Source organism: Pseudomonas sp. FSL W5-0203 (assembly GCF_001896155.1).
In the GTDB taxonomy this organism is placed as follows: domain Bacteria; phylum Pseudomonadota; class Gammaproteobacteria; order Pseudomonadales; family Pseudomonadaceae; genus Aquipseudomonas; species Aquipseudomonas paracarnis.
In genome coordinates this window covers 17,031-39,248 of the sequence record NZ_MPOR01000029.1, presented here as the reverse complement: position 1 = coordinate 39,248, position 22,218 = coordinate 17,031, and the positions used below count along the sequence as shown (strand labels likewise).

25 protein-coding genes are annotated in these 22,218 nt (G+C 59.1%); 14 read left to right on the top strand and 11 right to left on the bottom strand.

Features of this window, described 5'->3' with window-relative positions; all coding sequences use genetic code 11:
- From cyoB to cyoE, 4 genes are read left to right on the top strand one after another with little or no spacing between them, the layout of a single operon-like run.
- The gene (gene cyoB / locus BOP96_RS21765) at window positions 1-1,974 is read left to right on the top strand and encodes a cytochrome o ubiquinol oxidase subunit I (RefSeq protein ID WP_014718030.1); all 1,974 of its coding nucleotides are present in this window, start codon (window positions 1-3) and stop codon (window positions 1,972-1,974) included.
- 3 nt (window positions 1,975-1,977) lie between these two features.
- On the top strand, window positions 1,978-2,592 hold the full coding sequence (locus BOP96_RS21760) for a cytochrome o ubiquinol oxidase subunit III (protein ID WP_038449753.1): 615 nt from the start codon (window positions 1,978-1,980) through the stop codon (window positions 2,590-2,592).
- 1 nt (window position 2,593) lies between these two features.
- Window positions 2,594-2,932, top strand: coding sequence for a cytochrome o ubiquinol oxidase subunit IV (gene cyoD, locus BOP96_RS21755; protein ID WP_019821483.1), 339 nt, complete (start codon window positions 2,594-2,596; stop codon window positions 2,930-2,932).
- Window positions 2,890-3,786, top strand: a complete 897-nt coding sequence (gene cyoE, locus BOP96_RS21750) for a heme o synthase (RefSeq protein WP_019821482.1) — start codon at window positions 2,890-2,892, stop codon at window positions 3,784-3,786. The genes cyoD and cyoE overlap by 43 nt, the downstream gene beginning before the upstream one ends.
- 165 nt (window positions 3,787-3,951) lie before the next feature.
- Here the strand turns inward: cyoE and BOP96_RS21745 are convergent, their stop codons facing one another.
- From BOP96_RS21745 to BOP96_RS21730, 4 genes are all read right to left on the bottom strand, one after another.
- Window positions 3,952-5,529 carry a histidine kinase famiy protein gene (locus BOP96_RS21745; RefSeq protein WP_175563006.1) on the bottom strand — a complete coding sequence of 526 codons (1,578 nt, stop codon included), beginning with the start codon at window positions 5,527-5,529 and terminating at the stop codon, window positions 3,952-3,954.
- A 108-nt stretch (window positions 5,530-5,637) separates the two neighbouring features.
- Window positions 5,638-6,147 carry a ferritin-like domain-containing protein gene (locus BOP96_RS21740; protein ID WP_073454002.1) on the bottom strand — a complete coding sequence of 170 codons (510 nt, stop codon included), beginning with the start codon at window positions 6,145-6,147 and terminating at the stop codon, window positions 5,638-5,640.
- 63 nt (window positions 6,148-6,210) lie between these two features.
- The gene (locus tag BOP96_RS21735; protein ID WP_014718025.1) at window positions 6,211-7,095 is read right to left on the bottom strand and encodes a manganese catalase family protein; all 885 of its coding nucleotides are present in this window, start codon (window positions 7,093-7,095) and stop codon (window positions 6,211-6,213) included.
- A 165-nt stretch (window positions 7,096-7,260) separates the two neighbouring features.
- Window positions 7,261-7,491 (bottom strand): hypothetical protein, encoded by a 231-nt coding sequence (locus tag BOP96_RS21730; protein ID WP_056784071.1) that lies wholly within the window; start codon window positions 7,489-7,491, stop codon window positions 7,261-7,263.
- Window positions 7,492-7,812: 321 nt separating this feature from the next.
- On the opposite strand from BOP96_RS21730, the gene BOP96_RS21725 reads away from it, so the two are divergent.
- The 3 genes from BOP96_RS21725 (at window position 7,813) to BOP96_RS21715 (ending at window position 8,782) form a co-directional block, all read left to right on the top strand.
- Window positions 7,813-7,995: a general stress protein gene (locus BOP96_RS21725; RefSeq protein ID WP_003190457.1), complete on the top strand. Its 183-nt coding sequence runs from the start codon at window positions 7,813-7,815 to the stop codon at window positions 7,993-7,995.
- 248 nt (window positions 7,996-8,243) lie between these two features.
- A complete protein-coding gene (locus tag BOP96_RS21720; protein ID WP_003190434.1) occupies window positions 8,244-8,498 on the top strand; it encodes a hypothetical protein in 255 nt (84 codons plus the stop codon).
- A 5-nt stretch (window positions 8,499-8,503) separates the two neighbouring features.
- Window positions 8,504-8,782: a hypothetical protein gene (locus BOP96_RS21715; protein ID WP_014718022.1), complete on the top strand. Its 279-nt coding sequence runs from the start codon at window positions 8,504-8,506 to the stop codon at window positions 8,780-8,782.
- Between the two features lie 19 nt (window positions 8,783-8,801).
- Here the strand turns inward: BOP96_RS21715 and BOP96_RS21710 are convergent, their stop codons facing one another.
- Window positions 8,802-9,302, bottom strand: coding sequence for a CinA family protein (locus BOP96_RS21710; RefSeq protein ID WP_054895711.1), 501 nt, complete (start codon window positions 9,300-9,302; stop codon window positions 8,802-8,804).
- Window positions 9,303-9,424: 122 nt separating this feature from the next.
- On the opposite strand from BOP96_RS21710, the gene BOP96_RS21705 reads away from it, so the two are divergent.
- Window positions 9,425-9,823, top strand: a complete 399-nt coding sequence (locus BOP96_RS21705; RefSeq protein WP_060767481.1) for a low affinity iron permease family protein — start codon at window positions 9,425-9,427, stop codon at window positions 9,821-9,823.
- 32 nt (window positions 9,824-9,855) lie between these two features.
- Here the strand turns inward: BOP96_RS21705 and BOP96_RS21700 are convergent, their stop codons facing one another.
- Window positions 9,856-10,917, bottom strand: a complete 1,062-nt coding sequence (locus BOP96_RS21700; RefSeq protein WP_073454000.1) for a M28 family peptidase — start codon at window positions 10,915-10,917, stop codon at window positions 9,856-9,858.
- A 192-nt stretch (window positions 10,918-11,109) separates the two neighbouring features.
- Here BOP96_RS21700 and BOP96_RS21695 point away from each other — a divergent pair, with 192 nt between their 5' ends.
- The 5 genes from BOP96_RS21695 to BOP96_RS21675 all read left to right on the top strand — a co-directional run bounded on the left by BOP96_RS21695 (window position 11,110) and on the right by BOP96_RS21675 (window position 14,296).
- Window positions 11,110-11,874, top strand: coding sequence for an OBAP family protein (locus BOP96_RS21695; protein WP_014718018.1), 765 nt, complete (start codon window positions 11,110-11,112; stop codon window positions 11,872-11,874).
- Between the two features lie 81 nt (window positions 11,875-11,955).
- On the top strand, window positions 11,956-13,245 hold the full coding sequence (locus BOP96_RS21690; RefSeq protein ID WP_032903514.1) for an SDR family oxidoreductase: 1,290 nt from the start codon (window positions 11,956-11,958) through the stop codon (window positions 13,243-13,245).
- 173 nt (window positions 13,246-13,418) lie between these two features.
- Window positions 13,419-13,700, top strand: coding sequence for a hypothetical protein (locus tag BOP96_RS21685; protein ID WP_073453998.1), 282 nt, complete (start codon window positions 13,419-13,421; stop codon window positions 13,698-13,700).
- Window positions 13,701-13,802: 102 nt separating this feature from the next.
- Entirely contained in the window at window positions 13,803-14,060 is a 258-nt protein-coding gene (locus BOP96_RS21680) for a DUF6555 family protein (RefSeq protein ID WP_003190423.1), read from the top strand.
- A complete protein-coding gene (locus tag BOP96_RS21675) occupies window positions 14,057-14,296 on the top strand; it encodes a hypothetical protein (protein ID WP_019821471.1) in 240 nt (79 codons plus the stop codon). The genes BOP96_RS21680 and BOP96_RS21675 overlap by 4 nt, the downstream gene beginning before the upstream one ends.
- A 276-nt stretch (window positions 14,297-14,572) precedes the next feature.
- Here the strand turns inward: BOP96_RS21675 and BOP96_RS21670 are convergent, their stop codons facing one another.
- Window positions 14,573-15,430, bottom strand: coding sequence for an SDR family oxidoreductase (locus BOP96_RS21670; protein WP_014718015.1), 858 nt, complete (start codon window positions 15,428-15,430; stop codon window positions 14,573-14,575).
- 308 nt (window positions 15,431-15,738) lie between these two features.
- Between BOP96_RS21670 and BOP96_RS21665 the strand changes: the two genes are divergently transcribed.
- Window positions 15,739-19,884 (top strand): CheR family methyltransferase, encoded by a 4,146-nt coding sequence (locus BOP96_RS21665; protein ID WP_073453996.1) that lies wholly within the window; start codon window positions 15,739-15,741, stop codon window positions 19,882-19,884.
- A 15-nt stretch (window positions 19,885-19,899) separates the two neighbouring features.
- Here the strand turns inward: BOP96_RS21665 and BOP96_RS21660 are convergent, their stop codons facing one another.
- From BOP96_RS21660 to BOP96_RS21640, 4 genes are all read right to left on the bottom strand, one after another.
- A complete protein-coding gene (locus BOP96_RS21660) occupies window positions 19,900-20,415 on the bottom strand; it encodes a hypothetical protein (RefSeq protein ID WP_019821467.1) in 516 nt (171 codons plus the stop codon).
- A 14-nt stretch (window positions 20,416-20,429) separates the two neighbouring features.
- Window positions 20,430-20,651: a PLDc N-terminal domain-containing protein gene (locus BOP96_RS21655; RefSeq protein ID WP_003190416.1), complete on the bottom strand. Its 222-nt coding sequence runs from the start codon at window positions 20,649-20,651 to the stop codon at window positions 20,430-20,432.
- Between the two features lie 313 nt (window positions 20,652-20,964).
- A complete protein-coding gene (locus BOP96_RS21645) occupies window positions 20,965-21,351 on the bottom strand; it encodes a nuclear transport factor 2 family protein (protein ID WP_014718012.1) in 387 nt (128 codons plus the stop codon).
- 92 nt (window positions 21,352-21,443) lie between these two features.
- On the bottom strand, window positions 21,444-22,187 hold the full coding sequence (locus tag BOP96_RS21640) for an SDR family oxidoreductase (protein ID WP_073453994.1): 744 nt from the start codon (window positions 22,185-22,187) through the stop codon (window positions 21,444-21,446).
- Between the last annotated feature and the right edge of the window lie 31 nt (window positions 22,188-22,218).

Sequence of the window (22,218 nt, the reverse complement as noted above, 5' to 3'; positions counted from 1 at the left end):
ATGTTCGGAAAACTGTCGTGGGACGCGATCCCAACCACTGAACCCATTGTGATGTACACCCTGGCCATCGTCGGCCTGATCGGGGTGGCGTTGGTGGGCTCGATTACCTGGAAACGCAAGTGGGGCTATTTGTGGCGCGAATGGTTCACCTCGGTGGACCACAAGAAGATCGGTTGCATGTACATCATCGTCGCCCTGGTGATGCTGCTGCGTGGGTTTTCTGATGCGATCATGATGCGCACCCAACAAGCCATGGCCGCCAGCGGCGGGCCGGGTTACCTGCCGCCGGAACATTACGACCAGATCTTCACCGCCCACGGCGTGATCATGATCTTCTTCATGGCCATGCCCTTCGTGGTCGGCTTGATGAACATCGTCGTGCCGTTGCAGATCGGCGCTCGGGATGTGGCCTATCCGTTTCTCAACGCCCTGAGTTTCTGGCTGTTCGTGGTGGGTGCGGCGCTGGTGAACATTTCGCTGGGGGTCGGTGAGTTCGCGCGCACCGGCTGGGTCGCGTATCCGCCGTTATCCGAGCTGGGCTACAGCCCCGGCGTCGGCGTGGATTACTACATCTGGTCATTGCAGATATCCGGCATCGGCACGCTGCTCACGGGGGTGAATTTCTTCGTCACCATCCTGAAGATGCGCACCGAAGGCATGACGCTGTTCAAGATGCCGGTGTTCACCTGGAATGCGCTGTGCACGTCGGTGCTGATCCTGGCGGCATTCCCGATCCTCACCGCCACCCTGTTGATGCTGACCCTGGACCGTTACCTGGGTATGCATTTTTTCACCAACGAGGCCGGCGGCAACCCGATGATGTACGTGAACCTCATCTGGGCCTGGGGGCATCCGGAGGTGTACATCCTGATCCTGCCCGCGTTCGGGGTGTTTTCCGAGATTGCCGCCACCTTCAGCAGCAAGCGGCTGTTCGGCTACGTGTCGCTGGTATGGGCGACCATCGCGATCACCGTGTTGTCGTTCATCGTGTGGCTGCATCACTTTTTCACCATGGGCGCGGGGGGCAACGTCAACGCGTTCTTCGGCATCATGACGATGATCATCGCGGTGCCGACCGGGGTGAAAATCTTCACCTGGTTGTTCACCATGTACCGCGGCCGCGTGCGCTTCGAAACGCCCATGCTGTGGACCCTGGGCTTTATCGTGACCTTCAGCATCGGCGGCATGACCGGGGTGCTGCTGGCGGTGCCGGGGGCCGATTTCCTGCTGCACAACAGCCTGTTCCTGATCGCGCACTTTCACAACGTGATCATCGGCGGCGCGGTGTTCGGCTATATGGCCGGCCTGACGTATTGGTTCCCCAAAGCGTTCGGTTTCCGCTTGAACGACAAGCTGGGGCGCATCGCTTTCTGGTGCTGGCTGGTGGGCTTTTACTTCGCGTTCATGCCCTCCTACGTGCTGGGTTTCATGGGCATGACGCGCCGACTCAATCATTTCGACAACCCCGAATGGCGGCCCTGGCTGCTGCTGGAGTTGGTGGGGGTGGCAATCATCCTCTGCGGCGTGGCGGCGCAAGCCTTGCAATTGTTTGTCAGCATCCGCAACCGTCATCAATACCGCGACCTCACCGGCGACCCGTGGGACGGGCGCACCCTGGAATGGGCCACCGCGTCCCCGCCGCCGCTGTACAACTTCGCCGAGCAGCCCAAGGTCAATGACCTGGACGCGTACTGGGGCATGAAGGAGCGCGGCGTCAGCACCCTCAGCCACACCGACTATCGCAGCATTCACATGCCGCGCAATACCGCGTCGGGCCTGGTGATCAGCCTGTTTGCGCTGGTCTGCAGCTTTGCGTTGGTGTGGCACATCTGGTGGATGGCGGCGTTCGGCCTGGTGGCCTCGGTGGTGGCGTTCGTGGTGCGCAGCTACGACGAAGACACCGATTACTTCGTGCCCGCGCAGGAAGTCGCGCGCATCGAAACGGCACGTCTCAAAGACCTGGCAGAGGCTTGACCCATGTCCAATATCGTTATGGAAAAAGACATCGCCCACACCCACGAACAAGGGCATGAAGACGCCGGTTCCCTGAGCCTGTTCGGGTTCTGGATCTACCTGATGACCGACTGCATCCTGTTCGCGACCTTGTTCGCCGGCTACGCCGTGTTGCGCGACAGCGTGGCGGGCGGGCCGTCGAGCATGGATATTTTCGAACTGCCCTATGTGCTCGCCGAAACCATGCTGCTGCTGTTGAGCAGTATCACCTACGGCTACGCCATGCTCGCCATGAACCACGGCAAGCAACGCGATGTGCTGCGCTGGCTGGGGCTCACGTTCGTGTTGGGCGCGGGCTTTATCGCCATGGAGATCAACGAATTCCACCACTTGATCGCAGAAGGCTACGGGCCGGACCGCAGCGGCTTCCTGACGGCCTTCTTCACCCTCGTCGGCACCCACGGCGCGCACGTGTTCACCGGGTTGATCTGGATGGCGGTGCTGATGGTCCAGGTCAAGCAACGCGGCCTGACCAGCACCAACGCCACCCGGCTCAGTTGCCTGAGCCTGTTCTGGCACTTTTTGGACGTGGTGTGGATCTGCGTCTTTACCGTGGTCTATCTGTTGGGGGTGGTGTGACATGTACAAGCAAAGCTCGCTTCACAGCAGTGCCGGTACCAGCCATGGCAGCAGTCGCTCCTATCTGGTCGGGTTCCTGGTGTCAGTACTGCTCACCCTGATCCCGTTCGGCCTAGTGATGTTCCCGTCACTGCCGCGCACCTTCACCGCCTGGCTGGTGGTGGCGTTGGGCGCAATACAAATCGTGGTCCACCTCAAGTTCTTCCTGCACCTGGACACGGCCGAAGAACAACGCTGGAACCTGATTGCGCTGATTTTCTCGGCGGTCATCATTCTTCTGTTGGTGGGGCTTTCGTTATGGATCATGGACAGTATTCATCACAACATGCTGGCGCACTGAAACACTGGCGGGGGCTGTTCAATACCGCCATCGAGCTCACCAAGCCGGGCATTATTGTCGGTAACCTGGCCTCGGTGCTGGGCGGTTACCTGCTCGCTGCCAGCGGGCATATGGCATCGGTGACACACGGGCTGGCCACCCTGCTCGGCACCGCCCTGGTGATCGGGTGCGGTTGTGTCATCAACAACTGCATTGACCGCGACATCGACCGGCGCATGGTGCGTACCTGTCATCGGCCATTGGCATTGCGCGCCATCAGGGTGTCCACTGCCGCAGGCTATGGGATCGTCCTGGGCGCCTGCGGTTTTGGCTTGCTGTGGGCCGGCAGCAATGCGCTGGCGTGTGGGCTGGCAATGGTCGGGCTGGTGATCTATGCGGGGGTCTACACCTACTGGCTCAAGCGGCGTTCCCACTGGGCCACCTTGATCGGCAGCGTCTCCGGGGCGATGCCGCCGGTGATCGGCTATTGCGCGGTCACCGGGCGGTTTGACCTCACGGCCATGCTGCTGATCGTGGTGTTCTGTTGTTGGCAGATGCCGCATTCACACGCCATCACCGTGATGCGCCGCGAGGATTTCCGCGCCGCAGGCTTGCCGCTGTTGAGCCTGGCCCAAGCCCATCGGCAGATCCAGGCGTACATGCTGGCCTTTCTCGCCAGCGCCCTGATGCTGGGCGCGGTGGCGCAGATGGCGGCGCTGTATTTTGTGGTGATGCTCGGGCTTGGGGGGTATTGGCTCAACCTGGCGGCCAGCAGTACACGGCTGACTGATCCGACCGGCTGGGCGCGCAGGATATTCGGGTTTTCAATTGTGCTGGTGCTGGCCCTTAACCTGGCGTTGGCGGTGCTGAGGTAGCTCTGCGGGCGGGCACCCGTGGAATGCAATGCTCAAAGCAACGAAGATCAACTGTGGGAGCTGGCTTGCCTGCGAAGGCGGTCGTGCTGTAACAGATGCAGTGACGGACACACCGCCTTCGCGGGCAAGCCAGCTCCCACATTTTGAGCGCATTGGCCTGCTCGATCAGGTATCGAGCACCGCCCGGATTTTGCGCGGCAAATCAGCAGGCTGATACGGCTTGGGAATCAACTCGAACTCATGCACCTCTATCTCCGCGCGGGCCAACGCGTCTTTCGCATAGCCGGTAGTCAGCAAGATCCTGATGTGCGGATACAAGCGCGACACCTCCCGCGCCAACGCCGCGCCATTCATCGCGCCGGGCATGATCAAGTCACTGAACACCAAGTCATACGTCGCCTGTTTGAGCATGCCCAATGCCTCGGCGGCATTGAGGGCGATGTCCGTGTGGTAACCGTAGTCAGACAGGATCACCTGCGCCAACTCGGCCACCTCGGGCCGGTCCTCTACAATCAGGATGCGTTCGTTACCTTGCGGTGAGATGGCTGTGGGTGTCTGCTCGACCCACAGCTGGCTGTCATCTGCAGGAAAGTACAAGCGAATCGTCGTACCGATGCCCGGGTCTGAATGAATCCGCGCCGTGCCGCCCGATTGCTTGACGAAGCCATACACCATCGACAACCCCAGGCCTGAGCCCTGGCCTTCTTCCTTGGTGGTGAAGAACGGCTGCATGACTTTGTCCTGAATACCTGCGTCGATGCCGTTGCCGTTATCCGAGACCGAAATGCTCACGTAACAGCCCTCGGTCAACCCATCACGCTCGGCACCGACATCGCCCGGTACCTGGACGTTGCAGGTCTGGACGGTTACCGCTGGGTCCGCACGCCCGCGCAAAGCATCCTGGGCATTGGATAACAGGTGCTGCACTGCCAGCTCCGCCTGGACAGGGTCGATGCGGCAGTTCCACAAATCGTCGGCAAGTTCTACATGCAACTCGACGCCCTGCAGCGCACGTGCCATGAATTCGGGGCGGCTGAGCAAGCTGTTCAAGTTGATCACCCGACTGTCGAGCCGTTGCTTGCGCGAAAACGCCAGCAACTGCTGGGTCAGGGTCTGAGCTTTTTCCGCCGCTGCCCTGGCACGGCTGGCACTGTTGACGATGCGCTGCGGATCGCTACCGGGGCGCTTGGCGCTCTGCTGGATCAAGTCCAGATAACCCATCATCACTTGCAGCAGGTTATTGAAGTCATGGGCAATGCCACCGGTCAGTTGCCCCAGCGCTTCCAGGTCTTGTGCGCGACGCACGCGCTGTTCTGCGTCGTGGCGCCGGCTCACGTCCAGCTGCGATGCGAAAAAATACACCAGCTGCCCACGTTCGTTGAACAACGGCGAAATGAACAGCTCGTTCCAGAAGGTCGAGCCATCCTTGCGGTAATTGAGCACCTCGACACAGGCCTCATGGTGCTGCTCAACCGCGCGCTGCACCTGGTGCAGCGCGTTTTTGTCGGTTTGAGGCCCCTGCAAGAACCTGCAATTACGTCCGATCACTTCGTCCAGTTCAAAGCCTGTCAGGGTCAGGAACGCCTGGTTGGCAAAGATGATCGGGTTATCAGGCCCCGCGGGGTCGGTCACGATCATTGCACTGTGGCTGGCTTGCATGGCCGCAAAGAACAGGTCTTTGCGGCTGGCAGACAGCATTGCCAATTCCATACCGTCGACCACAGGCTTCTTCTTTGTCGCCAAGGTTCACCTCCAGATACGTGGTACGTGTTCCATGGACCGTGAAAACGCTGCGCAGTGCCATCTTGTGCCGAGCGGACGCGGCGCCCCCCAAGGGCACCGCACGTGTCTTTAACGCTTGGCTTGTGTGTCAGGCGCCTCAGAGCGTTGCAAAAACGCTTGCGTAAGCTCTGGCAAGTGCGCGAGCAACCACTGAGCCATGGCGACTTCCTGGGGTAGAATCTTTTCGCACGCCGCTTGTGTCTCGGCATCACCCGCTGCCTTCGCGGCCGCGATGAGCACCGTGTAGCTGGCCACTTCCATATTTTCAAACACGTAGCCGGCCATCGCGCCCTTGATCACCTCGTCACTCATCAGCGAGCCACCGACCGCCTGACCGAAAGCCATCAGCTTGCCGCCCACGTCTTTAAGGGTCGAAGCACTGCTTCCCAAACGCGTCAGGCATTCGTCAATCAGTTGCTGCTGCCCAAGGGTTTCCTCAATGTGCTCGTCGATTCGCGCCTTTAGTTGGGGGTAATTCTCCAGGCGCTCGGACTGTGCCTTGAGCATTTTCTCGGCCTGTTGCTCCATCGCATGGGCATCACGTAGCCAGTCGAGCAGGTTTTCCTGTGGGGTTGCCATGTCGTTGTCCTCGTCAAGAAAGTCGAAAGCACCGCACGCCCTTCAGCGTGCGGCTGTTCTCAATCAAAGGTCGGGCTTGGGCTTGAGGCCCGCCCCCAGGTCAGCGCCGGTGGTGGGGTCGCTGGTGGGGTCCGAGAGCGTGCGGATTTTCATCGCGCTCAGCACCGCTTCATCGTCGGCGTCCAACTGCACGCTGGCGGTGCCGTCACCGCCATCGACCGCCGGTTGTGGGTTTTCCACAAACTCCCAACCGTCACCCTGGTTCCAGGGCCCGCGCAGGTTCTCCGCGCCTTGGGACATGTTGAAGTACACCTGGGTGAACTCCGGTTTGCCCGGCAACTTGCCCTGGGGAAAATTCGGCTGGATCGCATGCAGCGCTTTTTCGAAGGATATCTGGTGAGCGATTTCCCGCGTCATCAAAAACCCCAGCGCATCTTTTACACCCGGGTCATCGGTGACGTTCATCAACCGCTCATAGACAATTTTGGCCCGGGCTTCGGCGGCGATATTCGAGCGCATGTCTGCGGTGGGTTCACCAATAGTGTCGATGTAGGCGGCGGTCCACGGCACGCCGGCAGAGTTGGTCAAAGGCGAACCCGCCCCGTACAGCAGGCTGGTGATATGCGAGTCATTGCCGGCGCCATTGAGGGCACGATACAACTCGCCCTCCTCTTCCACGCCTTCGGCCATTCGCCCCTTGGCGCCCTTGTTGAGCATGACAATGATGGAGCCGACGATCTCCAGATGGCTGAGTTCTTCGGTGGCGATGTCCATCAGCAAATCTTTGCGCCCCGGGTCGTCTTCCGCCAAGGCTTGGGTGAAGTAACGGGACGCGGCGGCCAACTCACCTTGAGCGCCGCCAAACTGTTCGAGCAAAAGGTTAGCCAGGCCCGGGTTGGGCTCGGCGACACGCACGGTGTATTGAAGTCGCTTGTTATGTAGAAACATGAACAAATCTCCTCAGGCTTACGGAAAAAGGCGCCCTGCTGGAATGCGCGCCTACCTTGCATGGGAAGTGGCCTGCGCATGGAAAATTTCAAAATAAACCGGCGCCTCACGACCAGCGGTAATACGCTGCAGGCCAAGCGAAACGGCGCTTGTAGCGCAGCTCTCTCAATCGGCACCGTGGTTTTCCGACTCGGGCACGACGTCGATGCCGGGCGTACCGCTGGCGGGTTTGATGCTGGCGTCAGCGGGTGTCGCGGCGCTGTCGGGATGGTCCCAATCGGTGGTCGCGTTGGGGTCTTCGTCGCGCCCGGCAGTGCCGATGACGCAACCGTCTTCATTGGGTGCGTCTGGATGCTCGAGCGGCCGGTACTGTGGGTTGGATGGGTTGTGTTTCATGGCTGAAAAGCTCCCGTTCACAGGTTAGGAACCTCGTTGGAACCACACCCTTTTTTAGAGTGCGACGAAAAAGACGAATGGCAGGACCGCTAACTAAACCAGCCGTTTCGATCTGATTAATATCAAAGCGCTGGCCGGCAATAAAAGTTATACGAAGCGGCGTATCAACCGCATCTTTGTATAACTTTTTTCAACCAAATTACCGTTCGTCGCCGGTTAGAAAAATCGGTAAAACATTTTTCAAAAAGCCAATATCGGAATAAGTGTCCGTTGCGAAACGGCCAACTAACGAAACGCAAACTTAGCGACTGGAGAACTATCATGACTACAGGTAATAAAAACCCGGGCAACTTTGCCAATGATCGCGAAAAAGCCTCCGAAGCCGGTAAAAAAGGCGGCCAAGCGTCGGGCGGCAACTTCGCCAACGACCGTGAAAAGGCCTCTGAAGCAGGTCGCAAGGGTGGCCAGCACAGCCACGGCGGCGGTCGGAAGTCGGGTTCTTGAGTAACGGTAGGAGGGGCAGCCTGGCTGCCCCTTCAAACCCAATAGTTTGAACAGGCTACACCTTATATTCCCCCTTCATCCTGCCCGCTTGATTTAACAACGAGCGAACCTTCAGCCCAAGTTTCAAGTAGAGGCTTTCGACGCAAAGTTGTGGACGACCCTTCTTACAAAGCCATCACCTTGCCAGTATTTACGCCCCGTCATTATGAGCTAGCCTTACCGCGCTGAGTCCTTTATGCGGTGAACTCATGGATACGTTAACGAAAGCCGAAATCGAAACGGCCCTGTCCGCTCGCCTTCCCAAGTGCGCGGTCAAGTGCGCGCTCAACCCGGACGGCAGCCTTTCAGTCACTGTAACGGCGCACGGTATGGACCAATTCACCATCGCCAACATCAACCGCGCCCACTACCACGGTGTTTCGGGGATCAACCGGCTTGTGCGGGAAATACGTGAAGAAATGGTCATCGCCAGACAGTCTTTCTGGCTGTCATCGGTGGGGTAACAGATATGCCAGACGCTACTGACGCAACGCTGCAACCGGTCAACATTCAATACCTGCATGACACGCTGTTCGGTGTGAACACGCTCGCCAGCGAATGCATGGGGCAACTTGTGCGCACTGCGCCCGCCGTGCAGTTGCGGCTTGCACCGCCATGGCCAAAGCTATTGCCGAAGGCCCACTGGATTAGCTTTGAATGGAATGGTCAGGCCTATCGTGGCGTGGTGCAGGAGGCTGAATCCTTGACCAACGGCGACTTGCTGATGGACATCGAACCGCAGCCGTAAACGCGCACACTTGGCAGCATTAGGCGCGTTCACCGACCATCGCCCGTTGGTGAAAATGCGGCAGCCATTTCAATGCATGAAGAGACGCGGCCAACTGCACCTGCTCACGAGAACCCATAAAGCGTTCCTTGCGACTGAACACACTCAGTGCCCCGCCGTTTCGATAGGCCCAGGCAAAACAGACAGTGCCTGGGGGAATGCCATCAATTCCATCCGGCCCCAGCAGGCCAGTGGTGGCGACCGCCACATCAGCGGGGCTGTCGCGCAGCGCGCCTTGGGCCATTTCCTGGGCGACCTCACAGCTGGTGAGATTGAAGGTATCGATGGTATAGCGACGCACGTTCAACAGCCGCTGTTTCGCTTCTGGCGAATACACCACGTACCCGCTTTCGATCCACGAACCGCTGCCGTCGACCTGCGAAAGCAAGGTGATGATCTTGCCTGCGGTACACGACTCCGCCGTCGTGATGACCAACTGATGGTGCTTGAGGTATTCAACGATAGAAGCAGCGACCGACATGCTGAGTGCTCCTGTGCAAGAGGGATTTGCTCATTGATTTTTGTCAAAAAAAACGATTTGTAAAAAAGAATTTCAAAATTCTGCTGGGGTCTACAGAGGAACATCCCCCAGGAGACAGCACCATGAAGTTCGCGAAATTCTGCCAAAAACTCTCCAACCAGGCGGGCAGCTCAAAAACCTTTCTGACAGCCGTCAGCTTGATTGCTGTTTGGGCGCTCACCGGGCCTTACTTTCATTACAACGACACCTGGCAGTTAATCATCAACACCTCCACTACCATCATCACCTTCCTGATGGTGTTCCTGATCCAGAATACCCAGAACCGTGACAACGATATTCTTCATCTGAAACTGGACGAGCTGATTCGTGCCACCAAAGAAGCTCACAATGCGGCGTTAAGCCTGGATAAGCTTGGGTCGCGTGAGTTGCAAAAATTGCGCGAGCAATACAGCAAGCTGGGGCAACCCAATGCGGCCGATGACATCAGGCAGGAGACAGATTCTCCAAGCGGCCCAATCTGAGCCCCACCGGTCAGCGTACCTTGCACCGTCTATCAGGCTGCAAGGTACTCGGCCAATGTCGCGGCACAGGCCTGCACCGCCCCATCCAGAATCAATTCATAACCATGGGTATTTTCCGTTGGAATGGCCAGGCAGCCGGCGCGGGCGCAGGTCCCGTTACTCATGACCGCACTGGCATCCGAAGCGAAATCCACCAACAGCGCATATTGGGGGCTGTAGCCGCAGCGCTCTGCGGCAGCCGCCAGGTCGTTGACCACCGCTCGGGTGTAATAGCCTTTCTGGTCCCCCGTATTGATGATCGGGTCGACGGCCAGGCGCGTGCCGTATTCCTGCATGACCGGCCCCACCTCCACCGCGATGGTGGTGTCGCCGGGTAGCGTCGACGCGGCATACATTGCCCCGGCATTGCACTCCTCTTCGAGCGTGGTGAATACCAGATAGACATCCCTGGCCAACGCCTCCCGGCGCGAAGCCAGCAGCTGGGCTGTATGCAGAACGGCAGCAATCGGGGCGCGGTCATCCAGAAAATGCGCGGCAATGGCATCGCCCACTGGGAAGGGCTCACGCCAATGACGGCTCAGCACCACACGGCTTCCGGGCCGAATGCCGTACTCGCACAATGCCTGGGCAGTGCATCGCGTGATCACATGAACGTCGTTCCAGTGCACATCGCCCGAGAGCACATCAGCCCCTTGTGCTGTATTACTGGTGGCGTGCATCGAGCCAAAGGACAGCACGCCAGGAAGGATGCGTGTGTCCCCCAGGATATCCACCGGACACACGCCAAAGTTGACCGGGTTGGCCCCACCCAGCGCCGTCACCCGCAACGTGCCATCCGCCTCGACGCGTTTAACCACCATGGCGATTTCATCCATATGTGCCATGACTTTAACCGCACCGGCAGGCTCGGCATCGTTGTGCTTGCCCTTGATCAAACCCACCACATTACCCGCCCGATCGACCCAGGCCTCATCGCACAACGGCGTCAGGCTTTCCAGGCAAATGGCGCGCACCTCGTCTTCCTGACCGCCCGGCCCGCGTGCCCGGAGCAATTGGGTAAGCAGCGTCGACGCTCGATTTTCAGTCTTATGCATGGGATGAACACCTCACTGGCAGGTAAGCAATTGCGCTGTCAGCGCCTCTATAAAAAACGACCTGATGACCGAGTGAGTGTTCAACTCAAAGCATTTTGAACGCCCTGTACGCGCGTCTTTCCAACGAGAACAGGATCAGCCCTGACGCAGATCCTCGAACGTGACCATACCGGCAACAGGAGGCAGCCGACCATGACTGACACCCCAACCCATCGAGTGACAAAATCCCTATCCGCCGCAGTTGCGCTGTCCCTGCTCAGCGCCTGCGCTGGCAACAACTCACCTTCGAATGTCGAGGCACCTGGGAAGCCGACAACGCCTTCGACCCGAACGCTGGAAGCCGGCGCCGCCCTGCTGCAATCACGCCCACCGATTGATGCCCTGAACGCCTACCTGGACGGTTTTCACTTCTACAACGGCCATCCCGATGTGCAAATGGAAGCCCATCACTACTGCGCAATCCTCAACGAGGAGGTCATCCAGTGTGTGATCTACGACGGCAACCGCAAGGATGCCAAGTTGATGGGCGTGGAGTACATCATCAGCGAGGCGCAGTTCAACACGCTGCCCGCGCCTGAAAAGGCGTTGTGGCATAGCCATGTGCATGAAGTGAAGTCAGGGCAACTGGTCGCGCCGGGCATTCCTGAGGCGGCGGAACATGCGCTGATGGAGAAGCTGGTGCACACCTACGGCAAGACCTGGCACACCTGGCATACCGATCTGGATAAACGCCTGCCGTTAGGCGTGCCTCAGTTGATGATGGGGTTTACCGCAGACGGCCAGGCTGACCCGCGTATGGTCGCCGAACGAGATAAACGACTGGGCATCGACAGTGCCGACAAGAAAAAGACGCGTGCCGATATCCCCGCGCCGCCCATCGCGCCCGGCGCGGACGCGTGGCGCCAGGGCACGGTTATCCAGATCGCCGACCCGACCCTGAAGGCCCATCAACATTGACACCGCCATTCAGTCATTTGGATTGAACGATCATTTGCGGGCCCTTCTCTACCCCAAGACCAGCCAAAGGAGGATGTCATGATGATTGATACCGCAACCGGAATGAGGCCTGGCGAGCGATACGCCGTGGAAAACCTGGAGCGCACACCGAACTTCAGCGGGTTTTTCCTGGACGGAAAGTACTACCTGGGCCCTGAACTGATGACAGCAGTCGGATGGCTTGAGGGCCAGACGTTTATCTATGATGAGCTCGACGCCACAGGCGAACCGGTATTTCCCGACCGCGTCGCTGGCACCCTCGAGAACCTGACCCTGGTACTGACTGACGGTACCCGCTTGCAACTGCACCCGGTGCCCGTCCACGTGCCCGAGGATTCGCCTGGCGTCATGCAGGCCAAGGGGAAACTGCACGGCAAGACCGTGGTGATCACCGGCGCCTCCAGTGGCATTGGTCGCGCGGCTGCTCACGCCTTTGCCGAGCAAAGTACCCGCTTGGTATTGGCGGCCCGAGATGAAAAGGCCTTGGGAGAGGTCGTCGAGGAATGCGCTGCGCGTGGCGCCGAGGCCATCGCCGTTAAAACCGATGTAACCCAGGGCGACCAGATGCGCGCCCTTGCCGAACAAGCGGCGGCCTTCGGCAATGGCCGCATCGATATCTGGATCAACAATGCCGGAGTAGGCGCCGTCGGCAGTTTCGAGGACACGCCCCTGGAAGCCCACGAACAGGTGCTGCAAACCGACCTGCTCGGGTACCTGCGCGGCGCCCACGTGGCGTGGCCCTATTTCAAAGCCCAGCACCGCGGCACTCTGATCAACACCTTGTCGCTGGGCAGTTGGGTAGCCCAGCCCTATGCCGTCGCCTACTCGGCCAGTAAATACGGCCTGCGCGGCCTGACTGAGGCACTGCGCGGCGAGCTGACTGACTACCCGGATATTCATGTGTGCGACATCTATCCCGCCGTGATGGACACACCGGGCTTTCGCGATGGCGGCAATTTTACCGGCCACGAGTTGACGCCACCGCCACCGGTCTACGACCCACATAAAGTCGCGCAAGCGATGGTGGCCTGTGCGCTGCAACCGAGGGACAGCACCACGGTAGGCAGCGCTGCCACCGTGGCCCGCGTCGCGCATTTTTTGCTGCCCGGCTTTGCCCGGTTATCCGGTTGGCTCACCCGCCTCGGCCTGGAGCGCAGCCAGCGCGCCGCGACCTCTACGGGCAACCTCTACACCCCGGCAAGCGGCGAACGTCGTGTCGAAGGCGGCTGGCGGCAAACCCGCCGTACGCCCTATGGGATGGTTGCAATAGGCGCAGCGCTGCTAGTGGGCGGCGTTGTCGTTGCGCGCAAATATTCGGCTCGTCACAAATGAAAACGGGGCAAATCCCGAATAGCAGCCAGTCAAGCACAACTCCTCTGTGGGAGCGGGCTTGCTCGCGAAGGCGTCGGTCCATTAAACATTGATGTGACTGATCCACCGCTTTCGCGAGCAAGCCCGCTCCCACATTTGATCTTCGTTGTTCCCTTTACATGAGGTAACCCAGCATGTCTTACGACTACCAAGGTATTGCCAGTGTCATCACTGCCTCGCGCCATCTTGGAACACCTTCAAATGAATGCCTTAACGAATCAAAAAACATCCAAATGACAAGTAGCGGTAAACCGACCATCGCGCGCCTGGACTTTGACACGCCAATGGATTGGCCAGGCAATCCCAACTTTATCACCGTCAATTTGCCCGACGGATCCTCCGTCAGCGGTGTCATCGCCGAGCTGCAACGCCCGGCCGATGGGCCCGGATGGGTCACCTTTACGGTAGATGATTAGGCTTCATCCATGCCTTGCGCCCAGTCATCGAATTGTCGGACAACTTATTTGAATTATTTTTGACGTCAAATATCTGTAGTTCATGAGTATCAAGGAGGCCTCATGAAACACAACGACCTATTCACTATCGAGTACCAGCTGCATGGCGAGCCCAAGTCCTTCATCGTGCGCGCACCGCGCATGGACAATGCCGAGGCTTGGCATTGGGCCAGTTGTGACGCTGGTGTGGCGGTGATCCCCAAATTTGGGCAACACACGTTCAAGCGTGTGTCCAAACCGATGGCGGAGAAATACGGCATTACCCAGGTGCGCTGGAGTGGCGCGGCACAGATTCAATGGGCGGAGGGCCTCAGAGGATGAACAGTCAGACTCTTGGTTACACAACTACAAACAGGCGGGACGACGAGGTCACGCGAAACGCCGAGATGTTCTTCGAAGCGGATCGATTGGACGCGTTGGCGTACGAGATTATTGAGTCCTACAGCGGCGATGCGCAGACGTGGGCACGGTTTACCGAGGCGAAGAAACGTGCGGATGCGCAGCGTACAGTGGCCTATCGGGAGTGGATGCGAATTCATCGTTCCAAGCGCAAATAACGTCAGCCTGTGGGAGCTGGCTTGCCTGCGATAGCGGCCTGACAACCCATCAGGATGTCAGGCCGAGTGTATATCCCCTCGCGTTCACGCCCCTGACTCAGGGTCTGTCGAAGGCCCTCCGGGAGCAACACCGCCTTGCTCCTTTGCCTGTTGTCCGCCTGCCGGTGCCTGCGATTTATCGTTTCGCTTAGCCGCCGGCGGGCGCACCTTGCGCTCAGAAGGATTCGGCTCGTGGTGCTTCGAGGCTTCGCTCATACCGCCCTCCTCAATCACTGATCAAAGTATCGGCTTGCCACCCGTCACGCCGTAGCGTTCGCCGGAGATGTAGCTGCCTTCATCCGACGCCAGCAGCACATAGATCGGCGCCACTTCCACTGGCTGGCCTGGGCGTCCCAATGGGGTGTTGCCGCCAAAGTTTTTCACCATGTCCGGCGTCATCGTCGAGACGATCAACGGCGTCCAGATAGGCCCGGGTGCCACGCTGTTGACGCGAATCCCCCGCTCGCCGAGCATCTGCGCCAGGCCGGCGGTGAAGTTGGCAATCGCGCCCTTGGTGGCCGCATAGGGCAACAGGCTGGGGTTGGGCATATCGGAGTTGACCGAGCTGGTGTTGATGATCGAACTGCCCTCGGCCATATGCGGCAGCGCGGCCTTGCAGATGCGAAACATCGCGGTGATGTTGACGTTGAAGGTTTTCACCCAGTCCTCGTCGGGGATGTCTTCCAGCGATTGATAGGTCATCTGGAACGCTGCGTTGTTGACCAGCACATCGATGCGGCCGAACTTCTCCACGGTGTCGTTGACGATGGCCGTGCACTGCGCCGCATCGCCCAGGTCGCCGGGCAGTAACAGGCATTGACGACCCGCCGCCTCGACCCAGCGTGCGGTCTCCTTGGCGTCTTCATGTTCATCCAGATACGACACCGCCACGTCCGCGCCTTCACGTGCGAAGGCAATGGCCACGGCCCGTCCGATGCCGCTGTCGGCCCCGGTGACCAAGGCGATTTTATTGGCGAGCCGGCCCGAGCCTTGGTATGACTGCTCACCGCAATCGGGCATCGGGTCCATCTTGCGCTGCTCACCGGGTACGGGCTGTTGCTGGGCGTTGAAGGGTGGTTTTGGGTAGCTGTTCATCAGAACGTCTCCTGGGTGGGTTTCTCTTTGCGAGGGTTCGCCAGGAAGCGAAGTTCAGACGGATTTTCAGAAAATCGGATAACCGTGCAACCGCGATGGCCACTCGTCAGTTTGATTAAACCTTCCGCAGGTTGCGCGCCTCAACCGGCAGTAAGTGGTCCGTCGAATGACCGGGTGGCTTCAAGGCTTTTTTTGTTGGCAGCAGGTTTTCAGCTATATTTCACTGTCGGTTCAGCCCTCGCCCACGTTGTTCAAGTTCTTCCCCCTACACCCGTCTTCCTGTGCGCCGTTATCCAAGGTTGGTATTTATGAAGTCTGCCCCCCCGCGGTCCCCCAACGTTCCGCAACGCAAAGATCTGACCCCCAGTAACTTGAATTTCCCGGTGGTGGGTATCGGTGCCTCGGCGGGCGGGCTGCAAGCCGTGAAAGCGTTCTTCGAGCACATGCCCAAAGACTGCGGCATGGCCTTCGTGGTGGTCCTGCATCTTTCGCCCGACCATCAAAGCGTGGCAGACAAGATCATCCAGGAAACGACCCGCATGCCGGTGTCGCAGGTCAATGACGCCACGCCCATCGAAAAGAATCACGTGTACGTCATCTCCCCGGCGCAGCTCTTGAAGATGAACGATGGTTACCTGGCGGTCTCGCCTGCCGTGCGCGAAGGTGGATCGCACATTGCCATCGACCTGTTTTTTCGCGACCTGGCAGACACCCATAAAGAACGCGCGTTTTGCCTGATCCTGTCTGGTACCGGCTCAGACGGTGCGGTGGGGCTGTCGCGGATCAAAGAACAAGGCGGTATCACCCTGGTACAGGCGCCGGAAGACGCCGAGTACGATGGCATGCCGCTGGCGGCCATCGAAACCCAGATGGTCGATCTGGTGCTGCCGGTGGTGGAAATGCCGCAAAAGCTGCTGGAACTGTGGCGCAATGCCCAGTCGATTGTGCTGCCCACCGCCAACGACCCTGAGATCAAGACCACCCCACCCAGTACCGAACGCGATGCCGCCGTGGCCGAGCAGCTGTTGCTGGATATTCTGATCCAGTTGCGCGCCAGTACCGGGCATGACTTCAAGCATTACAAGCGCGCCACGGTGTTGCGTCGTATCGAGCGGCGCTTGCAGGTCACGGCCCAACCCGACCTCGCCACCTATTACAACTTCCTCCAGGCCAACCCGGACGAAACCAAGGCTTTGCTGGGCGACATGCTGATTGGCGTGACCAACTTCTTTCGCGACCGCGAGGCCTTCGAAGCGCTTGAGCGAGACGTAATCCCCAACCTGGTGAAGTCACTGGAAGACAGCGTGCCGCACCGTGAGGAAGTGCGTATCTGGTCGGCAGGATGCTCCACCGGCGAAGAGGCCTACAGCCTGGCGATGCTGGTGGCCGAGCAACTGGCGCTGGACGCCAGCGGTGCAAAGATGCAGGTGTTTGCCACTGATATTGATGAGCGGGCCATTACCCATGGCCGCAACGGCGTGTACCCCGAAGCGATCATCACCGACGTACCGCCTCAACGGTTGCGCCAGTACTTTGCCAAGGAGAAGAACCAGCACTACCGGGTGCGCAAGGAAATTCGCGAAAAGGTGCTGTTCGCCAAACACAGCCTGTTGGCCGACCCACCGTTCTCGCAGATCGACCTGATCGTGTGCCGCAACCTGTTGATCTACCTGGACCGCGAAGTGCAACGCGACATCCTGCAAATGTTCCACTTCGCGTTGCGTCCCGGTGGCTACCTGTTCCTCGGCTCCTCGGAGTCGGCCGACGGCTGCCTGGACCTGTTTGTACCGGTGGACAAGCGCAACCGCATTTTCAGGGTGCGTGCCGGCTCGTCCGCCGTGCGCCGCGCCCCGACCATGCCGCGAGGCGGCTATCTGCGCCCGAGCGCCACGACGCTGGCGATTGAAACCAAGGCGCCCAGCAAGGTCTCGTTCGCAGACATCCATCTGCGCGCCCTGGAAAAAGCCGCGCCGCCCAGCGTTATCGTGAATATGCAGGCCGATATCCTGCACATGAGCGAAGGCGCTGGTCGATTCCTGCGCTACGTGGCCGGCGAGGTGACGCACAACCTGCTGACGTTGGTGCATCCCGATTTACGCCTCGATATCCGCACCACCTTGTTTCAGGTCCAGCAATCGAATAGCCCGGTGTCTTCGCGCAAGATCCGCATCCAACGCGAGCAAGGCCCCTTCCTGGTGGACATCAGCGCCCGCCCCTACCGCGATGAAGCGACCGAAAACGACTACGTGCTGGTGATCTTCCAGGAAACCGCCGTCGACCCACAGCTGCCCGACATCGACACCGTCAGCCAGGCCGAAAACGCGATCATGAGCAACCTGGAGCGCGAGCTGCAACGCACCAAGTTGCACCTGCAGGACACCATCGAACAGGCGGAAGTCTCCAGCGAGGAACTCAAGGCCTCCAACGAAGAAATGCAGGCCGTCAACGAAGAACTGCGCTCGGCCACCGAGGAGTTGGAAACCAGCAAGGAAGAGTTGCAGTCGATCAACGAAGAATTGCTGACCGTCAATTTCGAGCTCAAGACCAAGGTGGAAGAGACGGACAAGGTCAACGACTACCTGACCAACCTGATCGCGTCCACCGACATCGCCACGGTCTTTGTCGACCGCAACATGCGCATCCGTTGGTTCACGCCACGGGCCACGGATATTTTCAGTATGTTGCCGGTGGACACCGGACGCTCATTGCTGGACATCACCCACCGCCTCAATTACCCGCAAATGACCGAAGACGCCGCCACCGTGTTTGAGTCCCTGAGCTTGATCGAGCGGGAAATCAGCAGCAACGACGACCGCTGGTACATTGCGCGGTTGCTGCCTTACCGCTCCAGTGAAGACCACATTGATGGCACCGTGCTGACCTTCATTGATATCACCAAGCGGCGTCAGGCCGAAGAGGAACTGCGCCTGGGCGAGGAGCGCATGCGCCTGGTCGCCGAGAGCACCCATGACTTTGCCATCATCATCCTCGATGACCATGGCGCCATCACCGACTGGAACACCGGTGCCGAACTGATCTTCGGCTACACCAAGGACGAGGTGCTGGGCGCTTACTACGATCTGATTTTCTCCCCGGAAGACCGCACCGCTGGCGTGCCGGAGAAAGAACTGCGCACCGCCCGCGAACATGGGCGTGGCGAAGATGAACGCTGGCATGTGCGCAAGGACGGCAGCCGCTTCTATTGCAGCGGCGAGGTCACCCAGCTCAAGAGCAATAGTTTGCGCGGCTACGTCAAGATTGCCCGGGACCTTACCGGCCACAAACGCACCCAGGACGAACAGAATCAGCGCTTGAAGGAAACCCAGACCAACAGCCATCTCAAGGATGAGTTCTTCGCGGTGATGTCCCACGAACTCAAGCATCCGTTGAACCTGATCCAGCTGAACGCCGAACTGTTGCGGCGCTTGCCAGCCACCAAGGTCGCGGGCCCGGCCATCAAGGCGGTCAATACCATCTGCGAAGCGGTGTTCAGCCAGGCGCGGATCATTGACGACCTGCTGGATGTCGCCCGGGTTCGCACGGGCAAACTGAAGCTGAAAAAGCAACCGATCGACCTGATTCGCACCCTCAAGGACATTCACAGCGTGGTCCTTGCCGACGGTCATCGTCGCCAGGTCAGCCTTCAGACACCTTCGGTGCCGGGCCCGTTGATCGTTGACGTAGACCCGACGCGCATCGAGCAAGTGATCTGGAACCTGGTCAACAATGCCCTGAAATTCACTCCCGAGGACGGCCAGGTGCAGTTGGTAGTCAGTCGAACGGACGGGCGCGCACAACTGGATGTCATCGACAGCGGCGCAGGCCTGGCCGCAGACAGCCTGGAGAAAATCTTCGACCTGTTCGGGCAAGCGGAAAACCAGCACCAGACTCACCAGCGCGAAGGCCTGGGGATTGGCTTGTCGTTGGTACGGCAGTTGGTGGAGGCCCATGGTGGTTCGGTGAGTGTGCACTCGCGAGGGCTGGGCTTTGGTTGCACCTTCTCGATCTGGTTGCCGCTGTGCGAACAGCAGGATCATCTGCTGGATAGCGGCGCTACCCACAACGAAGATCAGCGCCTCAATGGCCTCAAGGTTTTACTGGTCGATGATTCAGCCGAAGTCCTTGAGGTGCTGAACATGCTGCTGGAAATGGAAGGCGCCCAAGTGAGCGCCTTCAGCGACCCGTTAAGCGCACTTGAAACAGCCCGGGATGCCCAGTACGACGTGATTATTTCGGACATCGGCATGCCGAAAATGAATGGCCATGAGCTGATGCAGAAGCTGCGTAAAGTAGGCCACCTTCGACAGGCTCCCGCCATTGCATTGACCGGCTACGGCGCAGGCAATGACCAGAAAAAGGCGACTGAATCAGGCTTTAATGCGCATGTCAGCAAGCCCGTGGGACATGATTCGTTGATCTCCTTGATCGAAAAACTGTGCAGCTCACGCCGTTAGGGTCGGGGCTGACGGTCAAGGGTAAATAAACTGAGAAAAGCGCACGGACGCCCCTGTGGGTCGCGACACCTGGGTATCCACGCTGCCCACCGTGTCGCTGCGCAAGGTCAGGTACAACACGGCCTGGCCGGCGCTGTCACTCAGCATCCAGACGCTTACACCCTCCCCGGCCGCCCTGGCCTTGAGCGGCTGCGGCTGGAGCGTCTCGATATTGAAACCGCGCAGCAGCTCACCGCTCAGCTCGACCTCCAGGGGTTGTTGCGCCTTGCCTTGCACATGAATCACCAGCCCATCGGAGGCGCCATTGCGTAAAAAGCGTTGGTACTCCACGCGCAACTGCCCATCGGCACTGCGCACTTCGCGAGTGCTCAGCGGCCCGCTGGAAAACAGGCCCGCCAGGCTCAGCCCCATCAGCACCAGCAGCGCGTACCAACCCACCCGCTCAAAGCGCCAGACCTTGCGCTGCAAGGCCATATCTTCCGGTACCGGGTAGTTGCGGCTCTGTAAGTCGTCGGGGCCTGGGTTGTTCATAGCGCGGCCCGGACTCAGCCCTTGCTGTGCTCGGGAGAAGACGGCCCCTTGGTGACACCCCTTGGGCCGGCAATCGCCCATATTGCGGCGCCCAGGAACGGCAGGACCACGACTACCGCACTCCAGCCTGCCTTGCTCGCCGAGGCGTTATCGCTGCGCCAGATGCTGTTGATGATCCACGCATCAAGCAGTACGAGGATCACTGCCAGGCCTATCCAGAAGTAAGTGGTTTGCATGATGCACCTCCAGGTTATGTAACTTTGGGTGCACAGGCGCAGGCAGGGTTCATTATTTTTAAGGGCCTACCGTTGGACTCATCGACACTGAGCAAGCAGACACCCAACAGCCCCATCGGACTCGCCGTCTTCGAGGCTGCTTTTGACAATCGCAGGGTGCCATTGCTGGATCTCACCAAACTTCTTCATCACGCTTCAGGCGCGTTGTGCACGGCGTTCAAAACAGCGGAGAATTCAACCATTGGCATCGTATGACCCTTTGAATAGACAGCCCGGCGATCCCGGCATCAGGGGGGCCGGGATCGGTTGATGCTTACGCGTCGAACTGGTGATACACCTTGGCAATCACCTTCCAGACACCCTCAATTTTGATCAGTGTCAGGTAGTCGTTGTAATCGGCGCCAATCGCATCGTTTTCCATATCGACACGTACTACTGCGGTGCTCGGCGTAATTGCCAATACGTCAAGGCGAGTGGTGATTTGGGGTGCGCCGCCGTTCTTCGCAACGAAATCAAACAGCTTGTTGATCGGGCCGCCGAGCAACTCGCCATTGGTGAACCCATACATCACTGCGTCTTGATGGAAGGCTTGTGCAACGCTTTGAGCATTACCGGTACGCAGACCTTCCACGTACTGATTGGCTGTGGCGATGACAGCGTCGTACTCGTGGGTGGGTACTGCCTTGATATTCTTCGACATGCTTGTTTTTCCTTTCATGGGGGATTAGATGCCACACCGCTCGCCTGACATGGCCGAGGGGTCTTGCTGAATGAGTCAATGACCGCCGCCCGCTACCAATCCTGGCGCGTCGGCGAGATGATCAAGTCATTGACGGTGACGTTTTCCGGCTGGTTGAGCGCGTAAATCACTGCACGGGCGACATCGTCAGGCCCAATAGCAATCCGATTCAGCGCCTGGGCAGCCTTGCGCCCCTGCGGATCACTGACCTTGTCCGCCCACCCTGTATTGATGACGCCAGGGCTGATCGTGTTAACGCGAATACCGTGCTGCACGCCAAGTTCTTTGCGCATGGACTCGGTCATGGCCTGGACGAAAAACTTGGTCGCACTGTAGACACCCGCAGACGGCCCTACCTGATGCCCTGCAACAGAGTCCATATTGAGAATCTGCCCGGACTTCTGTTCCAACATGAACGGCAATACTGCAGCCGTCATGTTGAGGTAACCCTTGATGTTCACATCGATCATCTTTTCCCAATCCTGCACGGCCAGATCAACCCAACGGGAAAAAAGCATCAGGCCAGCGTTGTTCACCAGAATGTCGATGGCGCCGTATGTTTCACGGGCAAACCTGGCAAGTGCCTGGGTTTGATCCGGTTGAGTCACATCAGTAGTAAACGCGACCACCTCACTTGCGGCCTCGCGCAGGTCAGCGACGAAAGACTCCAACGCCTCTTCATCAAGGGCGGCGGCAACCACGCGTGCACCTTGCGCTACCAGCGCCCGGGTGGTTGCCGCGCCGATGCCTGAGGATGCGCCCGTGACGATGGCTACCTTGTTTTGCAGGTAATTCATGTTCAATACCTTTTTGCAATGAATGCTATTG